Origin of the sequence: Bacillus sp. RC51, assembly GCF_044908115.1 — a bacterium.
Lineage (GTDB): Bacteria > Bacillota > Bacilli > Bacillales > Bacillaceae_G > Bacillus_A > Bacillus_A mycoides.
In genome coordinates this window covers 871,727-889,728 of the sequence record NZ_JBIYCW010000001.1, presented here as the reverse complement: position 1 = coordinate 889,728, position 18,002 = coordinate 871,727, and the positions used below count along the sequence as shown (strand labels likewise).

General features: G+C 31.4%; 21 protein-coding genes and 1 pseudogene. 7 read left to right on the top strand and 15 right to left on the bottom strand.

Annotated elements, in window-relative coordinates:
* Positions 1–91: 91 nt before the first annotated feature.
* Entirely contained in the window at positions 92–1,135 is a 1,044-nt protein-coding gene (locus ABH959_RS04565; RefSeq protein WP_113936528.1) for an aspartate-semialdehyde dehydrogenase, read from the bottom strand.
* 129 nt (positions 1,136–1,264) lie between these two features.
* On the opposite strand from ABH959_RS04565, the gene ABH959_RS04560 reads away from it, so the two are divergent.
* Complete coding sequence (locus ABH959_RS04560) at positions 1,265–2,137, top strand: LysR family transcriptional regulator (RefSeq protein WP_113734464.1); 873 nt, start codon at positions 1,265–1,267, stop codon at positions 2,135–2,137.
* 105 nt (positions 2,138–2,242) lie between these two features.
* On the opposite strand, the gene ABH959_RS04555 is transcribed toward ABH959_RS04560, so the two are convergent.
* Together ABH959_RS04555 and ABH959_RS04550 are read right to left on the bottom strand one after the other, a co-directional pair.
* Positions 2,243–2,848, bottom strand: a complete 606-nt coding sequence (locus ABH959_RS04555) for a PRK06770 family protein (RefSeq protein WP_113936529.1) — start codon at positions 2,846–2,848, stop codon at positions 2,243–2,245.
* 102 nt (positions 2,849–2,950) lie between these two features.
* A complete protein-coding gene (locus ABH959_RS04550; protein ID WP_016126914.1) occupies positions 2,951–3,724 on the bottom strand; it encodes a Cof-type HAD-IIB family hydrolase in 774 nt (257 codons plus the stop codon).
* Positions 3,725–4,107: 383 nt separating this feature from the next.
* On the opposite strand from ABH959_RS04550, the pseudogene ABH959_RS04545 reads away from it, so the two are divergent.
* Positions 4,108–4,299, top strand: a pseudogene (locus ABH959_RS04545) (hypothetical protein); the annotation flags it as partial.
* Positions 4,300–4,336: 37 nt separating this feature from the next.
* Here the strand turns inward: ABH959_RS04545 and ABH959_RS04540 are convergent.
* Positions 4,337–4,978 (bottom strand): DEAD/DEAH box helicase family protein, encoded by a 642-nt coding sequence (locus tag ABH959_RS04540; RefSeq protein ID WP_113936558.1) that lies wholly within the window; start codon positions 4,976–4,978, stop codon positions 4,337–4,339.
* Between the two features lie 17 nt (positions 4,979–4,995).
* Positions 4,996–5,892: a CPBP family intramembrane glutamic endopeptidase gene (locus ABH959_RS04535; protein ID WP_404492315.1), complete on the bottom strand. Its 897-nt coding sequence runs from the start codon at positions 5,890–5,892 to the stop codon at positions 4,996–4,998.
* 382 nt (positions 5,893–6,274) lie between these two features.
* Between ABH959_RS04535 and cspD the strand changes: the two genes are divergently transcribed.
* Together cspD and ABH959_RS04525 are read left to right on the top strand one after the other, a co-directional pair.
* Positions 6,275–6,478 carry a cold-shock protein CspD gene (cspD, locus tag ABH959_RS04530; RefSeq protein WP_002012849.1) on the top strand — a complete coding sequence of 68 codons (204 nt, stop codon included), beginning with the start codon at positions 6,275–6,277 and terminating at the stop codon, positions 6,476–6,478.
* A gap of 86 nt (positions 6,479–6,564) precedes the next feature.
* Positions 6,565–6,750, top strand: a complete 186-nt coding sequence (locus ABH959_RS04525; protein WP_000286202.1) for a cold-shock protein — start codon at positions 6,565–6,567, stop codon at positions 6,748–6,750.
* Between the two features lie 43 nt (positions 6,751–6,793).
* On the opposite strand, the gene ABH959_RS04520 is transcribed toward ABH959_RS04525, so the two are convergent.
* Positions 6,794–7,345, bottom strand: a complete 552-nt coding sequence (locus ABH959_RS04520) for a GNAT family N-acetyltransferase (protein WP_002031946.1) — start codon at positions 7,343–7,345, stop codon at positions 6,794–6,796.
* Positions 7,346–7,575: 230 nt separating this feature from the next.
* Between ABH959_RS04520 and ABH959_RS04515 the strand changes: the two genes are divergently transcribed.
* The gene (locus tag ABH959_RS04515; protein ID WP_404492314.1) at positions 7,576–8,124 is read left to right on the top strand and encodes a hypothetical protein; all 549 of its coding nucleotides are present in this window, start codon (positions 7,576–7,578) and stop codon (positions 8,122–8,124) included.
* A gap of 65 nt (positions 8,125–8,189) precedes the next feature.
* Here the strand turns inward: ABH959_RS04515 and ABH959_RS04510 are convergent, their stop codons facing one another.
* The 4 genes from ABH959_RS04510 to ABH959_RS04495 all read right to left on the bottom strand — a co-directional run bounded on the left by ABH959_RS04510 (position 8,190) and on the right by ABH959_RS04495 (position 12,192).
* Complete coding sequence (locus tag ABH959_RS04510; protein WP_113936531.1) at positions 8,190–9,590, bottom strand: protoporphyrinogen oxidase; 1,401 nt, start codon at positions 9,588–9,590, stop codon at positions 8,190–8,192.
* A gap of 158 nt (positions 9,591–9,748) precedes the next feature.
* Positions 9,749–9,898 (bottom strand): aspartyl-phosphate phosphatase Spo0E family protein, encoded by a 150-nt coding sequence (locus ABH959_RS04505; protein ID WP_002012842.1) that lies wholly within the window; start codon positions 9,896–9,898, stop codon positions 9,749–9,751.
* Between the two features lie 241 nt (positions 9,899–10,139).
* Positions 10,140–11,090: a hypothetical protein gene (locus ABH959_RS04500; protein WP_113936532.1), complete on the bottom strand. Its 951-nt coding sequence runs from the start codon at positions 11,088–11,090 to the stop codon at positions 10,140–10,142.
* Positions 11,091–11,574: 484 nt separating this feature from the next.
* Complete coding sequence (locus ABH959_RS04495; protein ID WP_181777906.1) at positions 11,575–12,192, bottom strand: XRE family transcriptional regulator; 618 nt, start codon at positions 12,190–12,192, stop codon at positions 11,575–11,577.
* Positions 12,193–12,306: 114 nt separating this feature from the next.
* Between ABH959_RS04495 and ABH959_RS04490 the strand changes: the two genes are divergently transcribed.
* A complete protein-coding gene (locus ABH959_RS04490; RefSeq protein WP_113936534.1) occupies positions 12,307–13,197 on the top strand; it encodes a DMT family transporter in 891 nt (296 codons plus the stop codon).
* A gap of 97 nt (positions 13,198–13,294) precedes the next feature.
* On the opposite strand, the gene ABH959_RS04485 is transcribed toward ABH959_RS04490, so the two are convergent.
* The 5 genes from ABH959_RS04485 to catA form a co-directional block, all read right to left on the bottom strand.
* Positions 13,295–14,200 (bottom strand): DUF2935 domain-containing protein, encoded by a 906-nt coding sequence (locus tag ABH959_RS04485; RefSeq protein WP_002165842.1) that lies wholly within the window; start codon positions 14,198–14,200, stop codon positions 13,295–13,297.
* A gap of 306 nt (positions 14,201–14,506) precedes the next feature.
* Positions 14,507–15,019: a GNAT family N-acetyltransferase gene (locus ABH959_RS04480; RefSeq protein ID WP_113936536.1), complete on the bottom strand. Its 513-nt coding sequence runs from the start codon at positions 15,017–15,019 to the stop codon at positions 14,507–14,509.
* A gap of 185 nt (positions 15,020–15,204) precedes the next feature.
* On the bottom strand, positions 15,205–16,149 hold the full coding sequence (locus ABH959_RS04475) for a GNAT family N-acetyltransferase (RefSeq protein WP_181777904.1): 945 nt from the start codon (positions 16,147–16,149) through the stop codon (positions 15,205–15,207).
* Between the two features lie 37 nt (positions 16,150–16,186).
* Positions 16,187–16,711, bottom strand: coding sequence for a GNAT family N-acetyltransferase (locus tag ABH959_RS04470; protein ID WP_113936538.1), 525 nt, complete (start codon positions 16,709–16,711; stop codon positions 16,187–16,189).
* A 224-nt stretch (positions 16,712–16,935) separates the two neighbouring features.
* Complete coding sequence (gene catA / locus ABH959_RS04465; protein WP_002085665.1) at positions 16,936–17,586, bottom strand: type A chloramphenicol O-acetyltransferase; 651 nt, start codon at positions 17,584–17,586, stop codon at positions 16,936–16,938.
* Positions 17,587–17,787: 201 nt separating this feature from the next.
* Between catA and ABH959_RS04460 the strand changes: the two genes are divergently transcribed.
* Positions 17,788–17,970 carry a DUF4021 domain-containing protein gene (locus tag ABH959_RS04460; RefSeq protein WP_002012828.1) on the top strand — a complete coding sequence of 61 codons (183 nt, stop codon included), beginning with the start codon at positions 17,788–17,790 and terminating at the stop codon, positions 17,968–17,970.
* Positions 17,971–18,002: the final 32 nt, after the last annotated feature.

Sequence of the window (18,002 nt, the reverse complement as noted above, 5' to 3'; positions counted from 1 at the left end):
GGAGAATACTCATTAAGTAAAAAATGGGAAACCATTATAATTAACGGTTTCCCATATATCCTCCTATTTTCAATGTTTATATAAATTTATACTAAATAATCCCCTTTTCCACCAATGTCTCTGTGATTTGAACTGAGTTCCAAGCCGCACCTTTTAATAAATTATCAGAAACAATCCAAAGATGGAATCCTTTTGGCGTATCCGGATCTTTGCGTATTCTACCTACAAATGTATCTCTTTTACCCTCTGCATATAATGGCGTTGGATAAATTTGTTCACTAGGATTATCTTGTAAAATAACACCTGGTGCATTCAGTAGTACTTCTTTAATTTCTGCAACGGTCGCTTCTTTTTCAAGTTCAATATAAACCGATTCAGAATGCCCCGATACAACTGGAACTCTGACGCAAGTAGCTGCCATTTTCAGATTTGGATCTTCTAAAATTTTCTTCGTCTCTTGAATCATCTTTACTTCTTCGAATGTGAAATCGTTGTCTGTAAATATATCCACTTGCGGCAAAACATTAAATGCAATTGGATAATGTTTTTTATCTTTTTTCGCTGGTAATATAGTACTCTTCACTTCTTCACCTGTAAGCATTGACTTAGCCTGTTCTTTTAATTCATGAATCGCATGAATTCCTGATCCTGATACGGCTTGATACGTTGAAACAATAATTCGTTCTATACCAAATGATTTCCGAATAGGTTGAAGAGCTGTTACCATCTGTAGTGCTGAGCAATTCGGAACTGCAATGATCCCGTTATGTTTCCTTAAAGTATGTGCATTTACTTCTGGAACGACGAGTGGTACATCGTGTGCCATTCGGTATTCACTTGTGTTGTCAATTACAATTGCACCACTAGAAACTGCATGATTTACATATTGTCTAGAAATTTCTTCTCCAGCACTAAAAAATGCAATGTCTACACCTTCAAAACTAGTTGATTTTGCCTCTTGTATTTTAATCTCCCTGCCTTTAAATTTTACTGCCTTACCAGCAGATCGTTTTGACGAGAGTAATGTAATTTCTTCTATATTAAATTTCGTTTCTCTATCTAACAATGCAATAATTTTTTGCCCTACTGCACCTGTAGCCCCAACTACAGCTACATGATAGCTCTTTTCACTCATTTTTTCTCCTCCAATTTCACTTGAATAAATTTCTCCACAACTTAATTTTAAAAGAAATTTAATGATTTGAAAAATTGAAATACATGATATAATCATTCACAAATCATGATAATAAAAGAGGTATCGCTTATGGAAATGAGACATGTTAAAACATTTTGTGCCATTGTTAAATATGGCAACTTTTCTAAAGCTGCTCATGCATTAGGTTATGTGCAATCTACTGTAACAGCTCATATTAAATCATTAGAGAGCGATTTAAACATTCCTCTATTCGATCGATTAGGAAAAAAAATACTTCTTACAAAAGCAGGTCATCAATTTCATCCGTACGCATTAGAATTACTTACTATTTATGATAAAGCGCAAGAAATCCCTCAAAACAGTGACCATTTAGAAGGAACATTAACTATTACATCTAATGAATCATTGGCAGTGTATCGATTACCACAATTATTACGTACTTACAAACAGGAAAATCCGAAAGTAAATATCGTACTTGAGACAAATACCAATGGGCAAGCATTGAAAAAACTACATGAAGGAGAAACCGATGTTATCTTCATAATTGGAGAAAGTATAGAGCATAATGATTTTATTACGTGTAATTTATGTAATGAAACATTTGGATGGATTTTCCCTGCTCATTTCCCTTCAAACACTGATCCACTCCTTTTATTACAAAATACTCAATTTATATTTACTGAACAAAGCTGCGGCTATAGACCGATGGTAGATCGTTTTTTACGTCAAAGCGGGAATATTCCCGCTAAAACATTCGAAACTTCCAATGTTGAAGTCATTAAACAATCTGTGATGTGTGAGTTAGGAATTTCAATTCTCCCTTACATCGTTGTACAAGAAAGTTGTCAAAAAGAGCAACTCTGTTTTCAGCCCATCGAAACTCCAGCAGTCATTCAAAGCCACGTAATCTATCATAAATCTAGATGGATATCACCAGTTTTACAATCGTTTCTTACATTATTAGAGAGAATAGAAAAGTAAGCGAGTAATTACAAAAATGAGTAACTGCTCTAAAAAGCAATTACTCATTTTTGTTAAAACATTTGTGTTCATAACAATACAGGTGTTTCAAAATCAATATGTACCTTATTTATTAGTTTGTCCCCCACCTGCAATTAATTTACTACCTGAATATGTACCTTTTTGTATAAAAACTTGATTAATTAATTCTTTTTGCTCCTTTTCTGACATTACTCCTTTCCCTTCTCCTAAATTCCCACTTTGTAATTTCCAAATCTTGTTGTGGTCCACATCAACCTTTTCATATTTTCCTTGTTTCCATCGTTCTAAAATATCCACATATGTACTTTTTTGTGCAACATCATTACTATTTATAATTTCAAGTAAACTTTCAATACGTTCTTGTGTAATAAAGATATATCCCCATTTTTGATCTGCTTTCGCTTTTTGATGTGCCATTTCATGTAATGCTGTCTGTATGTTCTCATCTGTCCATTTGAAATTTTTATTAAAACCACTATTCGGCAATGAATAATTCCCGTTTTCTAACATCTTTGCATCTTCGGCTTTTACATTACTATCAGCTAGCACTTCTATTGCGGGGGCTGCTGGTGTTGTCTTTTTCGCAGCTGGTTTACTATTATTTAAATAATACAGCATACCATATGTTAAACCTACTCCAATTACTGCCATACCAGCTATAATTCCTATTATTTTAAATAATGTTTTCATCTTGCCTATTTCCTCCCATATTTCCCTTTTCATAATATCTATTTATCAAAAACAGATGTAGCTTCTCTTTTTTCGCAACTTGCTGCGATTCATTTTTCCATACTAATTAACATAAATATAACTATTACTTTCCAGAAATGTAGCAACTCCATCCTCATCATTACTTTTGGCAATAAATTTAGCGACGGATTTTAATTCTTCAACAGCATTGCTCATCGCTACGCCAATCCCACACTTCTCTATCATTTCCATATCATTGTAGTCATCTCCAAATGCAATTACTTCAGATACATCTCGATTTAAGTGCTGTAGAACATGCTGAATACTATTCCATTTTGAAACATCCGTATGCATAATTTGACACAATGTTCCGTTATCTGTAATGACTGCCTTGCACTCATCAGGCAACTCCTTAGTGAACTCCTTATTTATTGAGCCATTAGTACAAACAATTACTTTAGAGGCTTTTTCAAAGTTTAATTCTCTTATATCCATGACTTCACACGGCACATTACCAAAATAATCAGTAACATCAAAATTTGAGTACAGCTTATCATTTATTTCAAGACAAATCTGATGAAGATTATACTTTTTTGCTATTTCTATGATTCCTAAAATATCATTTTTAGAAATCTTCATTTCATATAAAATATCATTACCTTTAAGAACTAGAGCTCCATTATAACAAATGATAATCTCATTCTTTAACACGTTGGGAATATACTGATTTATAGCTCTTGGAGGCCTTGCCGTAGCAAAAATCAATTCGTCTCCATTATTTTTACATTCCCTCAAAATATTAATAGATTTCTCTGAAATTGTTTTATCACTTCTTAATAAAGTCCCATCAAGATCTGAAATAATAATCTTTTTCATGCTTATATTTATTCCTCCTTCACAAGTTATAACTCGAAGCATCGATTATTTGTTGAACCAATCGAGCTTTTACGGGTAGTAGACCTCCGCCTAATTTTTTGTCACAGCTGAATTTCGAGTCTTATTTCCCGCAAATAGCGGGATACATTTTCATTTATTACATATTTTCTATTTCCTGAATCATATATGCATTTCCTTATATTGTATTTCTTTTCTTTATAAATTGAAAGATTATTCCGTCAAAAAGTGCAGTCTTTTTCAAATGCTAATTCCACTCTAAGCATTTCGTTTTAAATTTATAAAAATATATGCTAGCCTAATAATTTATAGTAGCTGCATAAATATGAGCTTATTGTATGATGGTTTAACATCTTCAAACTTTGATGAAACTATCTACACTTTTAAAATGTATTCATTCTCTCACTATGAATAATTCTGTTTATGGTATCGATGTTTGTAGTGAACTACCAGTTTCTCCTTCTCAACTCTTTCTACCTAAATATACAAATACTATTAAGAAAAATGAAAAATCAAACTTACAACAATATATAAACTCACATATTCAATATGCATAAAAAAACAACGAGTACCTTATAAGGCACTCGTTGTTTTTTATGCACGACTCTCTTTTAACCACTTCGTAATAGCTTCTAACCTCGAAACATCAAACCGTCTTTTTTCACACACGTTCAAGCTGTTTAAACTTTTCACAATTTCTAATTCATTCGACTTTACACTTTTCGCTTCAATCAAATTACAGTAACCATCTGTGACGGTATTGAGATTTTCATAATAACGTTGAAACGATTTTGATATATGTAAATGTTTTTCAAAGTTCCTTCTTTTTTTCGTCTCATCAGATTCTTTCCGTTTTCTAAGCTCTTCATCATTCGTATATAAATAAAAATATTGATCGGGAAAACCAATTTCCTTATTGATCAGTTTTTCTTTATAAAAGTTTTCTATTAAAGATAACGGCTGATTAAATATATCAAAATGGAAACACCAATTATAACTAAGTGGCTGATAAATATCACCATCAAGTATTACAATTTCATATTGCTGCGACTTCTGCACTGCTATATTCCAGCGCTCTACTTGTTTTTCAAAATACCATGTATTATGTTCATTTTTCGGTCTTTCAAATAAAAAATTCACTTCAGGTATAATGTATGCACCATAATTTTTTTCTAGTTCACGACATGTGCTACTCTTACCAACAGCACTCGCTCCCTCAAACGCTATAATCCCCATATTTTCTCCCTCTTTCATTAGCTAATATCTCGTTGTTTCACTTTTCGCCCCCATAACTGTTTCCATAAAACGATTGAAGCGATAGAAAGCATTATTGTTGTAATGATACTACCTTCAATACCAAATGAGCCTCCCTGAAGCACTTCTGACCCATTTGTTACAGGTTTAAATAGTGGTGTTGAATATATCGTCATGCCACTAACTGCAAAACCATAGACATTATATTGTGCCCAATTCCAAATGGAATGCCATGCACAAATCCCCCAAAGACTACTGTCCTTTAATACGTAAAAAGCTGCAAATACACCAACTAATATTATATTCGATATTGAAAGAATTGTAATACCTGGATTAAGTAAATGAAGAAAACCAAATAAAAAGGACGTCACTATAATCCCAACCCATATACGACTTCTAACAGAAATAACTGGAAACAACCAGCCTCGTACAATAATTTCTTCCGTTGCACCTTGTATTAAAAAAGCAATTAAAGATCCTACAATACCAAATATGGCGGTTGCCGTAATTTGTTGCATTTGTAGTTTTACAATACCTGTTAATACAAGTACAATTACTGGTATTGAAATGAAGATAAATCCTATTAACGCACCTCTCAAATACTTTCTCATCCATTGCACTTTCCAAAAAACAATGGATGAAAATGACCTTTTCTCTACAAACCTAATCCATAAAAAAATAAAAAATATAGCCCCACCAAACGTTAATATCATCTCAATATTACTATAAATTGCCTTTACAAATGATGTATCTGCTTTCGGTAAAAACAGCATAAACAACATGAAAAATTCACCTAAAGTTAAAAATACAATTGCAAGTATAACAGCGAAAATAGGATGAACTTTTCTTCTTCCTTCTTTTGCTGCTTCAATTATTTTAAATTGTTTATTTAGCAATATTCTATCCTCCTTATTATTGTAATCATCTGTATTCTTGAAATATATATCATTTCCCTTAAACATATTTATTAAAATAAATGATTTCTGTTTGGAATAAATTCAGATTAGGAATAATATATAAATAAAAGAGATGTCTTCGTGCCTTTTACCAGTATCACCCAATTCATTCACTGGTATTACCAGCACTTGCTATTTCCCACCATTTGTTGTAAGATAGTAATTAAGGTCAATTTAGCACTATACTTTCTTTGCATATTATCAAGTATCAATCAGGAATGTTTTGTACTCCTTATGGATTTTTGATAATATGTGAACTTTTATTTTCAATCGAATAAGGCCGATCATATTGTAATCTTTTTAAATTTTAGGAGGCATTACCATGACATTAACAGGTAAAGTAAAATGGTTTAACAGCGAAAAAGGTTTCGGTTTCATCGAAGTTGCAGACGGTAGCGACGTATTCGTTCACTTCTCAGCTATCACTGGCGACGGCTTCAAATCTCTTGACGAAGGTCAAGAAGTTAGCTTCGAAGTTGAAGACGGTAACCGTGGACCTCAAGCTAAAAACGTTGTAAAGCTATAATTCAATCAATAAAAAGGTTGTTACCAGCTCGGTTAACAACCTTTTTAATATATAACTAAAAATTTTTACATAAAAGGAGTGGTTACATGTATCGCAATCGAAAGAACGATGTAGCAGAAGTACCACCAGAACAAACCCCTGTTTGGGAATGTGAATCAGAGGATTGTTTAGGATGGATGAGAAAGAACTTTTCATTTGAAGAAGAGCCTAAATGCCCTTTATGTAAAAGTAGTATGAAAAGCGGAGAACGTTTATTACCTAAAATAGGTTGATTTTTACAAGCCCCTCTTATTTTAAATAAGAAGGGCTTTTTTATTAATAATGAATATCCTCTACATCTGTTCGTACAATAGAATACATTAATGCATCGTGTTGTTTATTTCCTTGATGAATGTATCCACGTAACAGCCCTTCTTGTTGAAAACCTAATTTAGATAACATATTACACGAAGTTATATTTTCAGGATATGTAATAGCTCCAATTCTAAATAAGCCTAAATCTCGAAATCCATAAGTAATAATTTCTCGAGCAGCTTCAGAAGCATAACCATTCCCCCAATAACGAGGATGCAAATCATATCCAATCTCTGAGCGTTTACTCCAAAGTTGTAAATTATTTAATCCAATTGTTCCTACTAAATTATTTGTGTCTTTTAATACAATCCCCCAACGCATTGCCTTTTTCTCAAAGTAATTTTTTGAAAAAGATTCAATCATACGTGAAGCTTGTCCAAACTCAGTAAAAGAATTCATACCATAATAACACGTTACCTCATCTAATGAGAATATTTCATATATTTTTTGACAATAAGATTGTTCTATTTCAACTAAGCGCAAGCGTTCTGTTTCTAACATAGGAAATACCATAGGATCACTCCTTTCTCTCTACTCATTTATTATAGCAGAAAAAGTATTTATAATTAGGAAAGTCCTTAATGTCCCACAAATCAAATATTTCTAGCGATGTTTATCCTATTAATAATATATAACTTCGTTGTATTTATTAATTCCCCTCTAAAAACCACCCCTAATTTACACCCTCTCATGTTAAAATATAGAAAAACAGTAAATATTTCTTACGGAGGTGCTTAAACTTTATGTATATTTTCATTGGCTTATCCCTCTTGCTCATTTTACTCATTTTTTTATTCGCAAAAAAATTCACACCAAACTCATTTATGATGACAAGTTTTAAAGGAAATAGCTTTAAGACATTTTCAGTTGGTATATTAATCGCTGCCACACTCTCTCTTTCATACGGAATGTATCACGCAGCAACATATCAACCTAGATATTTAGATATTAAATTGCAAAATCAAAATTTCACTGTTTTTGGTAATGTCGGTGAGTTTGGTTATTTCTCAGAAAAATTACTAAAAAAAGATGCAGAAGTTGAACTGTATTTTGTCTCTTGGGAAACAATACAATTAAATAATCCAGAAATAATAGTAGACTACCCTTCAGGCAAACAGGAAACATGGAAGCCTAATATAACATTAATTCCTACAAATAAATTAAAAGAAAAACATAGTATTAAAGAACTTTATCGGCTCTCACCGTATTCATTTGAAGAATCTGGAAAAATAACATTAACTATTAAAGAGAATAAAGCCAATCATAAAAAGATTGCAATTAATGTTAAATAATTACAAATAAAATGTCCCTCCATTATGTTGGAGGGACATTTTATTTACATATGTATTCAATATTATTATTTTGACTGTTCATTCAATGTCGTAATTATTTCATTGGCAGTATTCTTTCCGTTTCCAATACAAGCACCAATTCCTACACCGTAATATGAAGCACCAGCTAAGTATACATTAGGATAAAGCATGGCCAATTTTTCTTGTAATGATTGAACAGCTTGATTATGTTCTAAATGATATTTCGGCATTAAATCTTTCCAATTTGTAACTTCAATTACTTCCGGTTCACCTTTAATTCCGAGGCTCTTTTCAATATCATATAAAGCAACTCGTACTAATTCTTCTTCACTATAACTTTTGATCGTTTCATATACTGGATTAGTGCTCTTATAAAACATTCTTACTAATAGCTTTTGTTTACCAGATGTATGTTTCCACTTCCTGCTTGTCCATGTGCAAGCATCACAATGTAAATCACTGTTTTCCGTTACGATAAAACCTGTGCCGTCAGCCGGTAGTTGTTCATCTAGTATGTCAAAACCTAAGTAAATACTTATAAGCGATGAATTTTTAAATTTATTAAAATGCTCATTTAACTCATTAGACTGTAATAACGTTTGTGCGATATCATGTGGAGCTGCTAAAACGACATAATCAGCTTGTATTGTCTCATGATTTGCAAAAGAAACCTCATACCGATCCCCTTTTTTACTTATCACTGTTGTTACAGCACCTTTATTAATGACAGTCTCCGTCAGCACTTCTTCTAAGCGATTAATAATCGTAGATAGTCCACTTTTAAATGATACAAACTTTTTATTTCCTGCTGACTGAAATTGTTTTTTATTCTCTTCAAAACCTTTAATAATACTTCCATATTTATTTTTATACTCAAGTAAATATGGTAACGTAGATGCCATTGTAAGCTCATTCAATTTACCAGAATATACACCTGAAAGCACAGGTGCAACTTGTCTTTCCACTAATTCTTTCCCTAAAAAGCTTTCTAAAAATACAGCAAGTGATGTATCCTTTGTAAACTCCTTATTTTTCGTAATAAAATCTTTTAAAGCAACGATTTTCCCTTTTTTTGAGACTAGCGTACTGCTAAATAATGATTCAACACTCATAGGAATCCCAAATATAGTGTCAGCAGGAATTGGATGTAATATGTTATCAGAGTATATGTAAGAAATACCTGTTTCGTTATATACCATTTCATTTTCTAAATTTAAATCTTTTACAAGCGGCAAAACATGTTCATTACGAGCTACAATAGAATCTGCTCCAGATTCCATAATAAAATCATTTTCTTCCACACTGTGGATTTTACCACCTAAATACTCTTCTTTCTCAATAAGGATTAAATTTAAATCTATATTATAATCCTTCTTTAATTTTTCTAAATAAAACATAGTAGAAAGTCCAGTAATACCTCCACCGATGACAACGACTGTTTTCATATTTGCTGCGCCCCTAACCGATACAATTAATAATTCCTTTATTATTATAACCAAAAATTATCATAGTCGACTAGCAGCTTGCGCATTCTGTAAGAAATTAGACAATATATATGAATAAAAAAGAACTATAACATATTCAACTCACGTCATAGTTCTTTCTATTTTAAAAACATAAACCAGTTTATTAATTTGTCAATTTCTTGGCTGAGTGCTATTACTTTTTCATGTTGAAGTCCATAATTTGAGACTAGATTCAATAATTCTTCTTTTTTCAATTCAATTATTTTTTCTAACTTCACTAATTCCATGTCGTCTTTATTCGCTCCAATTTCAAAATATATGTATTTTAGTATAGCCTACTTACATAATAAGTAAAAGTCTCATGCTAATGTAAAATCTTACATATTTGAAAAAACAATATACTACTAACAAAAAAAGAGACTTAAACTAAGCCTATTATTACAGGTCATTATAATTTCCTACCATTTTTTATAACTATGTTAGTTTATGAATGTGTGCCATTTACTATTAATTTAAAGTTAGACACTTTTACTCATTAATAATACAACAGAATTTCTCAAATGTTTTATCTTTATATACTGGAACCCTTGTTAAGTGATCAAAATAACTATATGAAAATTTAAATATGTGCCCAAAATCCCAATTAAATTCGCTGTAGTCTTTAAGCCAGAATGCATTATCTAGCGGAAGTGTATCAACTTGTTTTGCTTTTGTGAGAGGTAAACGATCTACAGGAGAATTCAATATTATTTGGGCATTCGGCATTAAATTGCGACTTTTTCTAAGTACATAAACTAGCTTTAATAGTGGTTTTATTCCTCGTTGAAATAATTCTATATGCCCTAAGTCATATAATATATTAATCGCATGTGAGAAGGTAAGCATATGACCAATTAAATCGTGATGTGATTCTGCCTTATATATAACATTAAATTTAGATAACTCATTTAAAATAAATTCAGATAATTGCTTCGGGTTTTTAATTTCGCTTTGAATCTCCTCATTATTTATAATTAGTCGCTTTACTTCTTTAGTTGTAAAACCAATCCAAGATCTACCGGGAATTGTTTTTTGAAACGATAATATAAGGTTTGCTATATTATTAATATCTTGCTCACTCCCCCAATGACTTAACTCCTTAATGGCTAGTAAACTTAAAGAAGCGTAAATTACATTATGACCAACCCAATGGAGTTCATCAATCGTTTGTTCCAAAGATTTGATTATCGTTTCTTCAGCACTTTGATAATCGACACCTTGTTTATTATCAATTGTTTCGCCTAACCTTTGCTTATGGAGCATCATTTTCGCTTGAGAATAAATGTTACAGGCAGTTTTTTCATCAATGTTATTGTTTTTCGTAAAAAAATAACTAGCAATGGCAGCTGCTCCGAAATGTGCATGCCAAATATCATTTGTTTCTTTTTTACATTGAGATATAATTGAGAGCCCATCTTTTAATACATTTATATTTCCCATTATTATCCGCTCTTCCCCCCTAATAAAAATGACTTTTCAGCATCTACAAAGTCGGCAAAAAGCCAGGTGAAAACTCTTGAAAAGTTTCCTCCTTTACAGCTATAAATTTAAATTGCCCCTGTCGCTCAACAAGAATTAAATTTGCTTCTAATAATATTTTGAGATGATACTTATTCATCCCTAATGCAGTCTCAATCTTCCACAATTGTGTTTGTTTTGATTATGAAATAAATAACGAACAATCTCTCGTTTTACTCCTGCCAAAGCCTTAAAAATTTTCACTCTTTGTTTATCTGAATTATTTGGTTTGATAGTCATGGAACTATCTTAATTTTTCGTCAAGCCTCTCATCTTCTTAAACATACAAAGTGAAAATCAAATGTGTATGTATTTATAGATAGTTGTTTTATTATACACGCGAATCTTTATGTAATTGATACTTTCTATTATGTTACCACTTAGTATGTATCCTTAAGCTACTTCCTTAGCTTAACGAAGGTGTTAATACAAATAAGATGTGATTCATTTCATCACTCTTATTCAAAAATCTATGTTTCACGTTCGGTGGAATACGCACAACATCTCCTTCTTCTAAAAAATATTCATTCCCTTCCAATTCCACATACACTTCCCCTTTCATTACAACTGCAATTTCTTCCTTATCTTCGTGGGAATAGTGACTTTCTGTTGTATTTGCATATCCGTTTAAATCCATCATTAACATTTCAATGCGAGCTTTCATAAAATCTGGTGTTAACACATCATAAACAATATGATCATTATTTTCTCGATATACTTTTTTCCGATCTTTCTTCTTAGAAATAAGTGAGTCTGTATCAATATCATTAATAAAAAGAGTAAACAGCGGTACATTTAATGCTTTCGCTATTAATTCCAATACATTTAAAGAAGGATTGGCATGTCCTCTTTCAATTTGACTAATAAGTGAAGTACTGATTCCTGCATAATCAGCAAATTTACGAATTGTCATATTATTTTTCTTACGATAACTTAAAACAGTTTGACCTAGTCGATAATGAATCATTGTTACAACTTCCTTTCGTCCATCATAATACATCTTTCGTTCCTTTTGTGCTGACATACTAAACAGTGGCAATTAATCCTTCCTTATTTCATCTTAGGCTTATATACTAACTTTTGTACATTATATTATATACAGTTCATTATAATAAACAATCAAACGGAGGGACAAACTTTGAAATCACCTATTCTTTCATATTTCATCTTATTTTTCGGTGTGTTCGCCTTATCTACTTCAGCAATCTTCGTAAAAATAGCAGATGCCCCTGCAGCAATCACTGCTTTTTATCGATTATTGTTTGCTACGGTAATTCTTTTACCGTTTCTAATATTTAATACAAACAATCGAAGCGAACTTTGCTCATTATCAAAAAAGCACTGGGGATTTGGACTCTTATCTGGATTATTTCTAGCAGCTCATTATGTACTATGGTTTGAATCATTACAGTATACTTCTGTAGCAAGTTCTACAGTTATTGTAACGTTGCAACCTTTATTTTCAATGGTCGGTGGTTATTTTTTATTTAAGGAACGGTTTACGAAAGGTGCAATTATAGGCTGCCTTATTGCAATTTCAGGAAGTATCGTGATTGGGTGGCAAGATTTTCAAATTAGTGGTGAGGCTTTATACGGCGATATTTTAGCTTTTATTGCTGCTGGCGTCATAACAGCTTACTTTTTCATTAGTCAACATGTTCGTAAAGACCTATCCCTAATACCGTACTCGGTAATTAGTTATGGCAGTAGTTCACTCTTTCTGGGTATATTTGCTTACACACAGCAGTCATCTTTCTTCAATTACACTACACAAACATGGTGGTCCTTTATAGGTCTTGCATTCATTGCAACGATTTTAGGACAAACAATTTTCAATTGGTTATTAAAATGGATGAGCGCTACTGTTATCTCGATGAGTATTTTAGGAGAGACAATTGGAACTTGTATTTTAGCCTATTTCATTTTAGATGAAACAATTTCTTTACAGCAAGGACTAGGAATTCTACTTATTTTCATTGGATTAGCAATATTTTTATTACAACCGAAACAATTGAATCACAATTTATAAAGTGAAACTTTAATCAGTGGGAGTTTTACTGCCCACAAATAGCGGGATAAACAAGAAAAGCATGACATTAGTTTGCCATGCTTTTCTTGTTTATTTATTATTGCGGAGATTGTTCCACTTGCTTTTGCTTTAGCCTTTGCTCCAATACATGAATCATAAAGAGGAAATGCTCTGCCTCTCTTGTAACATGATCAGCAAGCAATGGATTTATGACATTTCGAATTTGGCATGTTTGAATTAACTCTAATCCTGCTTTTTTGAAATTCCTTAACTCAACAGTAGCATTTTCACTATCTTTATTCATTTTTCCTATAATCGGATATGTCGGTTCTTTTTGATATAACATCGATTCAACATCTCTAGCTTGATTAAGAAGAATTTCAAAATCATCTCCAAATTTCAACGCTGTATGAACAAGATTTCTCTCCGATTGATCCAGTAATGAAGCAATAAAACGTGAGTGTTCCATCATAATTCGTAACCAGAAAACATTCTCGCTAATAATCGCATCTTGAATAGGATCCATCTTGCCTTCATTAAACTTTTGAAGTGTCCGCATAAAATATTCCGCTTCTCGTGCAACATGATCCACTAAAAGTGGAAAATTAAACCCTTTCACTTTACAATTGATGATTAAAATTAGTAAGTTTCTTTTATAATTACGAAAAGCATACACTAACTGAATGCTCTCTTCATTTAATTGCCTTACCGCTTGAACAGTTTGTGGAATAGTAAATGCTTTTTGCAGCTGCCTATCAAACTGATTATAAAACTGTTCTACTTGCTGAATTAAATTTTTATCGTTACGATTAAACCCCTCACCAAGAAACAAAGCATGCTCTTTCATAATACGTAACCAAAATCTATTTTCAGTTATAGATCGTTCAATAAATAATTGTTCTGTTAATGATTCAGATGGAGCTGCTTTCAATTCCGGTGGCAACAGCATAGCTCGCTGTGGGTCCATAATAAAATGTCCAGGAATAGGTTGGTCTGTCGACATTACAATCACTCCTTGTTCCTTGAATGCTCAATTATACTATGTATGAAAATAAATAAAATTTAAATATACTTATGCAATCGTTTTTTCAAGGTTTTTGAAATTTCCACATATGCATTCCCCTTGCACATAGAAATAGATTCTATTAAGTCATATGCTTTCCGGATTAAGATGATTCCTAATGCTTCATCCGTTAAAACATCCTTTAAATAAAAATTGCTCTTTATTTTTAATAAACTAAAAAAAGTATGGCGTCCTTTTGCCATACTTTTTTCAAAACAAATCGATATTTCTGTTCAATTTACCCCCCTATTTATTATGTATAATCAAACCATTTGGTCTAAAACGACTCATCATGATTTCGTTAACAAAGTTCCCATGAGCCCTCAAATTCCCAACCTTTACACCCTCTTCGATAAATCCAAATTTTTCATATAATACTTTGGCTCTAGGATTCGTTTCTAATACACCAAGTTCCACTCGTTCTAACATTAGCCAATTATCAGCTAAATCAAGCATTTTTGTAAGAAGTACTTTTCCAATTCCTTTATTGTGATACTCACTATCTACTCCGATGAATAAATCACCCGAGTGGGATCTTCGCCCTGGACTTTGGGTTAAACCGACAAATCCAACAACTTCTCCATCATATTCTGCTACAAATTCAAATTGATTCTGTGCTAAATTTCGAATTCTATTCTCCATTGCATCTACACGCATACTAGGTAGGAAAACCATATATGGTAAAACATCATCTTGAATGCATATACGATGAATTGCTCTAGCATCTTGTGTTTCTACTGCTCTAACGTTAATCTCCATCTTTTCCCCCTCCATTCAAATATAATATTCTAATATCCCATATTAAAATCCTGCCAACCCTTATTTCTTTGTGTTATTTTCATATAATTATTTCGATATAATATTCGCTTTTTGAACATCATCTCTTATATTCCCTCTCGTTCAAAATGAAAAAATCACTTAGAATATGCTAAGTGATTTTTTATTTAATTTTTTACCCTATTATACAACTCAAGCAAATTTTCTATTGGAATACCATTTATTTTCATACCAGTTATATCACAATTTATTATTTTAATATTTTTCAGGTTACTATTATGTATTGTACTACCTTCCAAATCACAGTTTTCAAATGAAATAGGTTCCTTCTCATCTCCAAGACTTGTATTTTGGAATTGCACTCCACCTAATTTCACCAAATTAAATTTACTACTAGAAAGATTTAAATCTGCATATGAGGAATTTCTAAAATTTATATTTCTAAACTTTGATTGACTTACATTACAATTACTCATATTCATATGCATTATATTACTACCAACAAATGCACTATTTTTTAAATTTACTTGATAATATTCTGTATTAACCAAATTACAGTTTTCGTATTGACCATTTTTCATATCTTTATTTTTAATTAGGTTCTCTCCAACTGCATCTACATTTTTTCTTTTTACATAGCAATACTCATCTTCAGATTTAAAAATTATTTCATAGCCCATTTTTTTATAAAAATGATGATTATTAATTTGTCTACTAGATGTTTCAAGATCCCAAATCCTTATGTTCGGAAATTTTTCTTCTATTAACTTAATAACCCGCGATCCAATTCCTTTTCCTTGAAGAAAAGGCTCTACAAAAATACGATCGATTCTTCCATACGATTTACCAGAGATCGTAACTATAATTCCCCCGATTACTTTTTCATCCATTATCACTTTGTAAATATCCAATTCTTCAATTGAATATTTCATCATTTCAACTGAAGAATATCCTGGCGGTTGAATGTTATAATCAATTACATCACCTTGGCCGTATAACCATCGCTTTGCTTCTTCATCAAATGTTCTTTTCATTATTTCTGTTAACTTTTCAGCATCTAAAATTGTAGCTTTTTCTATAGATATTATTGTCATTTTTGTTTTCCCCTTCATTGTTATAAACCGATAACTTTTGTGAACGATATAGTTATTAATTTACTTTTGTCTTTAATATTTTTCCCATTATTACATATGGGACATCACTTTTACTTGGGTGAAATGGCTCTAATACATCCATCCAATCCAATCTTTTATATAAAGAACGCGCTTTTTCATTGTTTATTTGTGTTGTTAAAATACTCGTTCTATTTGAAATCCCTTCTATTAATTCATTATGTAATTTCATTCCAAGACCTTCATTTCGATATTGTGGGTGAACTGCTAACTCTACAAATTCAAAACAATCTTGTAACCATTCGTCTGCTTGTTCTAGATTTAACGCTTCTCTCATTAATTGATTATAGTACTGCCCTTCTAATGAGCGATAACCATAAGTAAAACCAACTACCTCATTTTCATCATTTATTGCTATTATACCTTTAAAATCTGCATATTCTATATGTCTTTTCATTCTCTCAATCATTTCAGTAAAATTTGTTTTCTCAAATGCTTTACAATACAATTTTGCCATATTATTAATTAGGATTTCATCTTTTTCAATACGTATGAATTTCACTTTACCTTCCCCCTATTAAAACATTTGAACCCTTAAATAATTATAAAATAAAGAATTTTAAAACTAATCACTCTCTTTACTATTAAACTACAAATCAACCTATATTTTCCACTGTTACTTAGTATGAATGAATAAAAAGAAGAGAACATGTAATATACATATGTTCTCTTCTTTTTATTTTAACGCTTATTCATTTTCAATTTTATATAATTAATAATTAGATATTACTTAAGCCACTCGTTACAAGTATTAGCTAGCTCCTGTAAATCCTCTATAAATCGACTCGCATGATATCCATCACAAACCGCATGATGTACTTGCAATGAAACAGGTAGCATAACCCTGCTTCCATCATTGAAATATTTCCCACAAGTAATAATTGGTAATAAAAAATCACCATCATTATTAATATTTAAATTAAATCCTGTAAAACTAGTCCAAGGTATACCAGAAATCGGAAAAATATTTGGCGGAATATTTTCTTTCGTGAAGAAACCATGAACATTAGCATAACATCTCATATCCTCTTCATAGTTTTTATAGAAAATGTGGAAATCGCTAGAATAATCCGTCCATATACTTGAAAAAGATTTATCATCTTTATGAAAGATTGTATAACTAGGTATCATTTCCTCCCAATACCCTAAAACTCCTTCATCATTAAAACATGTTCGAAATTCTGTATGTTTATTTATCACTCTAGAAATTACATAAATAAAAGTCGGATAAAATTTAATTTCCTTTTGATGTATTTCCTCTAGCATCATCGTAATATCAACATTCGCTGTCATACTAAACGAACACTTTAATTTTAAATAATGTTCAAAATACTGCTCTCTATTCCAATTTTCTCTGTCAATTACATGAAACTTCATTTTAATAGCCTCCTAAAATTTTATTTTTATTTTAGAAGGCTAACTTTCTTGTTTTCACCACACTTGTTCACTCCTTACAGTTTAAATTTAATACTAAGCTTTTTATTTAACTATATAACATCTGCAGAAATTCGTTCACATATTTCTGGAAATCCATCCACATACTATTAATAAATCAAATGATGTTTGGAGGATTCAAGCATGAATGACAAAAATGTAAATAAAAAAGAAAATGTTATCGAAAACACTACATCTATTCAAAATAATAATACTGCAAATCTTAATATCGAAGAACAAGCAATGAACGGCTTATATGGAATGCCCGAAACAACCATTGAAGATGCTGATCACGTTGTAACTGATGATTTGACTTCAAAAAATTAATGAACTACATAGAAAAGAGCCAAGGAAAATAT

Bases quoted from the DNA above. Each gene is read 5' to 3' on its own strand.
- ABH959_RS04550 (WP_016126914.1), bottom strand. From the start codon at position 3,724: ATGAAAAAGATTATTATTTCAGATCTTGATGGGACTTTATTAAGAAGT.
- ABH959_RS04525 (WP_000286202.1), top strand. From the start codon at position 6,565: ATGTATCGCAATCGAAAGAACGATGTAGCAGAAGTACCACCAGAACAA.
- ABH959_RS04520 (WP_002031946.1), bottom strand. From the start codon at position 7,345: ATGGTATTTCCTATGTTAGAAACAGAACGCTTGCGCTTAGTTGAAATA.
- ABH959_RS04560 (WP_113734464.1), top strand. From the start codon at position 1,265: ATGGAAATGAGACATGTTAAAACATTTTGTGCCATTGTTAAATATGGC.
- ABH959_RS04500 (WP_113936532.1), bottom strand. From the start codon at position 11,090: ATGGGAAATATAAATGTATTAAAAGATGGGCTCTCAATTATATCTCAA.
- cspD (WP_002012849.1), top strand. From the start codon at position 6,275: ATGACATTAACAGGTAAAGTAAAATGGTTTAACAGCGAAAAAGGTTTC.
- catA (WP_002085665.1), bottom strand. From the start codon at position 17,586: ATGAAGTTTCATGTAATTGACAGAGAAAATTGGAATAGAGAGCAGTAT.
- ABH959_RS04555 (WP_113936529.1), bottom strand. From the start codon at position 2,848: ATGAAAACATTATTTAAAATAATAGGAATTATAGCTGGTATGGCAGTA.
- ABH959_RS04510 (WP_113936531.1), bottom strand. From the start codon at position 9,590: ATGAAAACAGTCGTTGTCATCGGTGGAGGTATTACTGGACTTTCTACT.
- ABH959_RS04460 (WP_002012828.1), top strand. From the start codon at position 17,788: ATGAATGACAAAAATGTAAATAAAAAAGAAAATGTTATCGAAAACACT.
- ABH959_RS04480 (WP_113936536.1), bottom strand. From the start codon at position 15,019: ATGGAGATTAACGTTAGAGCAGTAGAAACACAAGATGCTAGAGCAATT.
- ABH959_RS04515 (WP_404492314.1), top strand. From the start codon at position 7,576: ATGTATATTTTCATTGGCTTATCCCTCTTGCTCATTTTACTCATTTTT.
- ABH959_RS04505 (WP_002012842.1), bottom strand. From the start codon at position 9,898: ATGGAATTAGTGAAGTTAGAAAAAATAATTGAATTGAAAAAAGAAGAA.
- ABH959_RS04540 (WP_113936558.1), bottom strand. From the start codon at position 4,978: ATGGGGATTATAGCGTTTGAGGGAGCGAGTGCTGTTGGTAAGAGTAGC.
- ABH959_RS04485 (WP_002165842.1), bottom strand. From the start codon at position 14,200: ATGTCGACAGACCAACCTATTCCTGGACATTTTATTATGGACCCACAG.
- ABH959_RS04495 (WP_181777906.1), bottom strand. From the start codon at position 12,192: ATGTCAGCACAAAAGGAACGAAAGATGTATTATGATGGACGAAAGGAA.
- ABH959_RS04565 (WP_113936528.1), bottom strand. From the start codon at position 1,135: ATGAGTGAAAAGAGCTATCATGTAGCTGTAGTTGGGGCTACAGGTGCA.
- ABH959_RS04475 (WP_181777904.1), bottom strand. From the start codon at position 16,149: ATGAAGGGGAAAACAAAAATGACAATAATATCTATAGAAAAAGCTACA.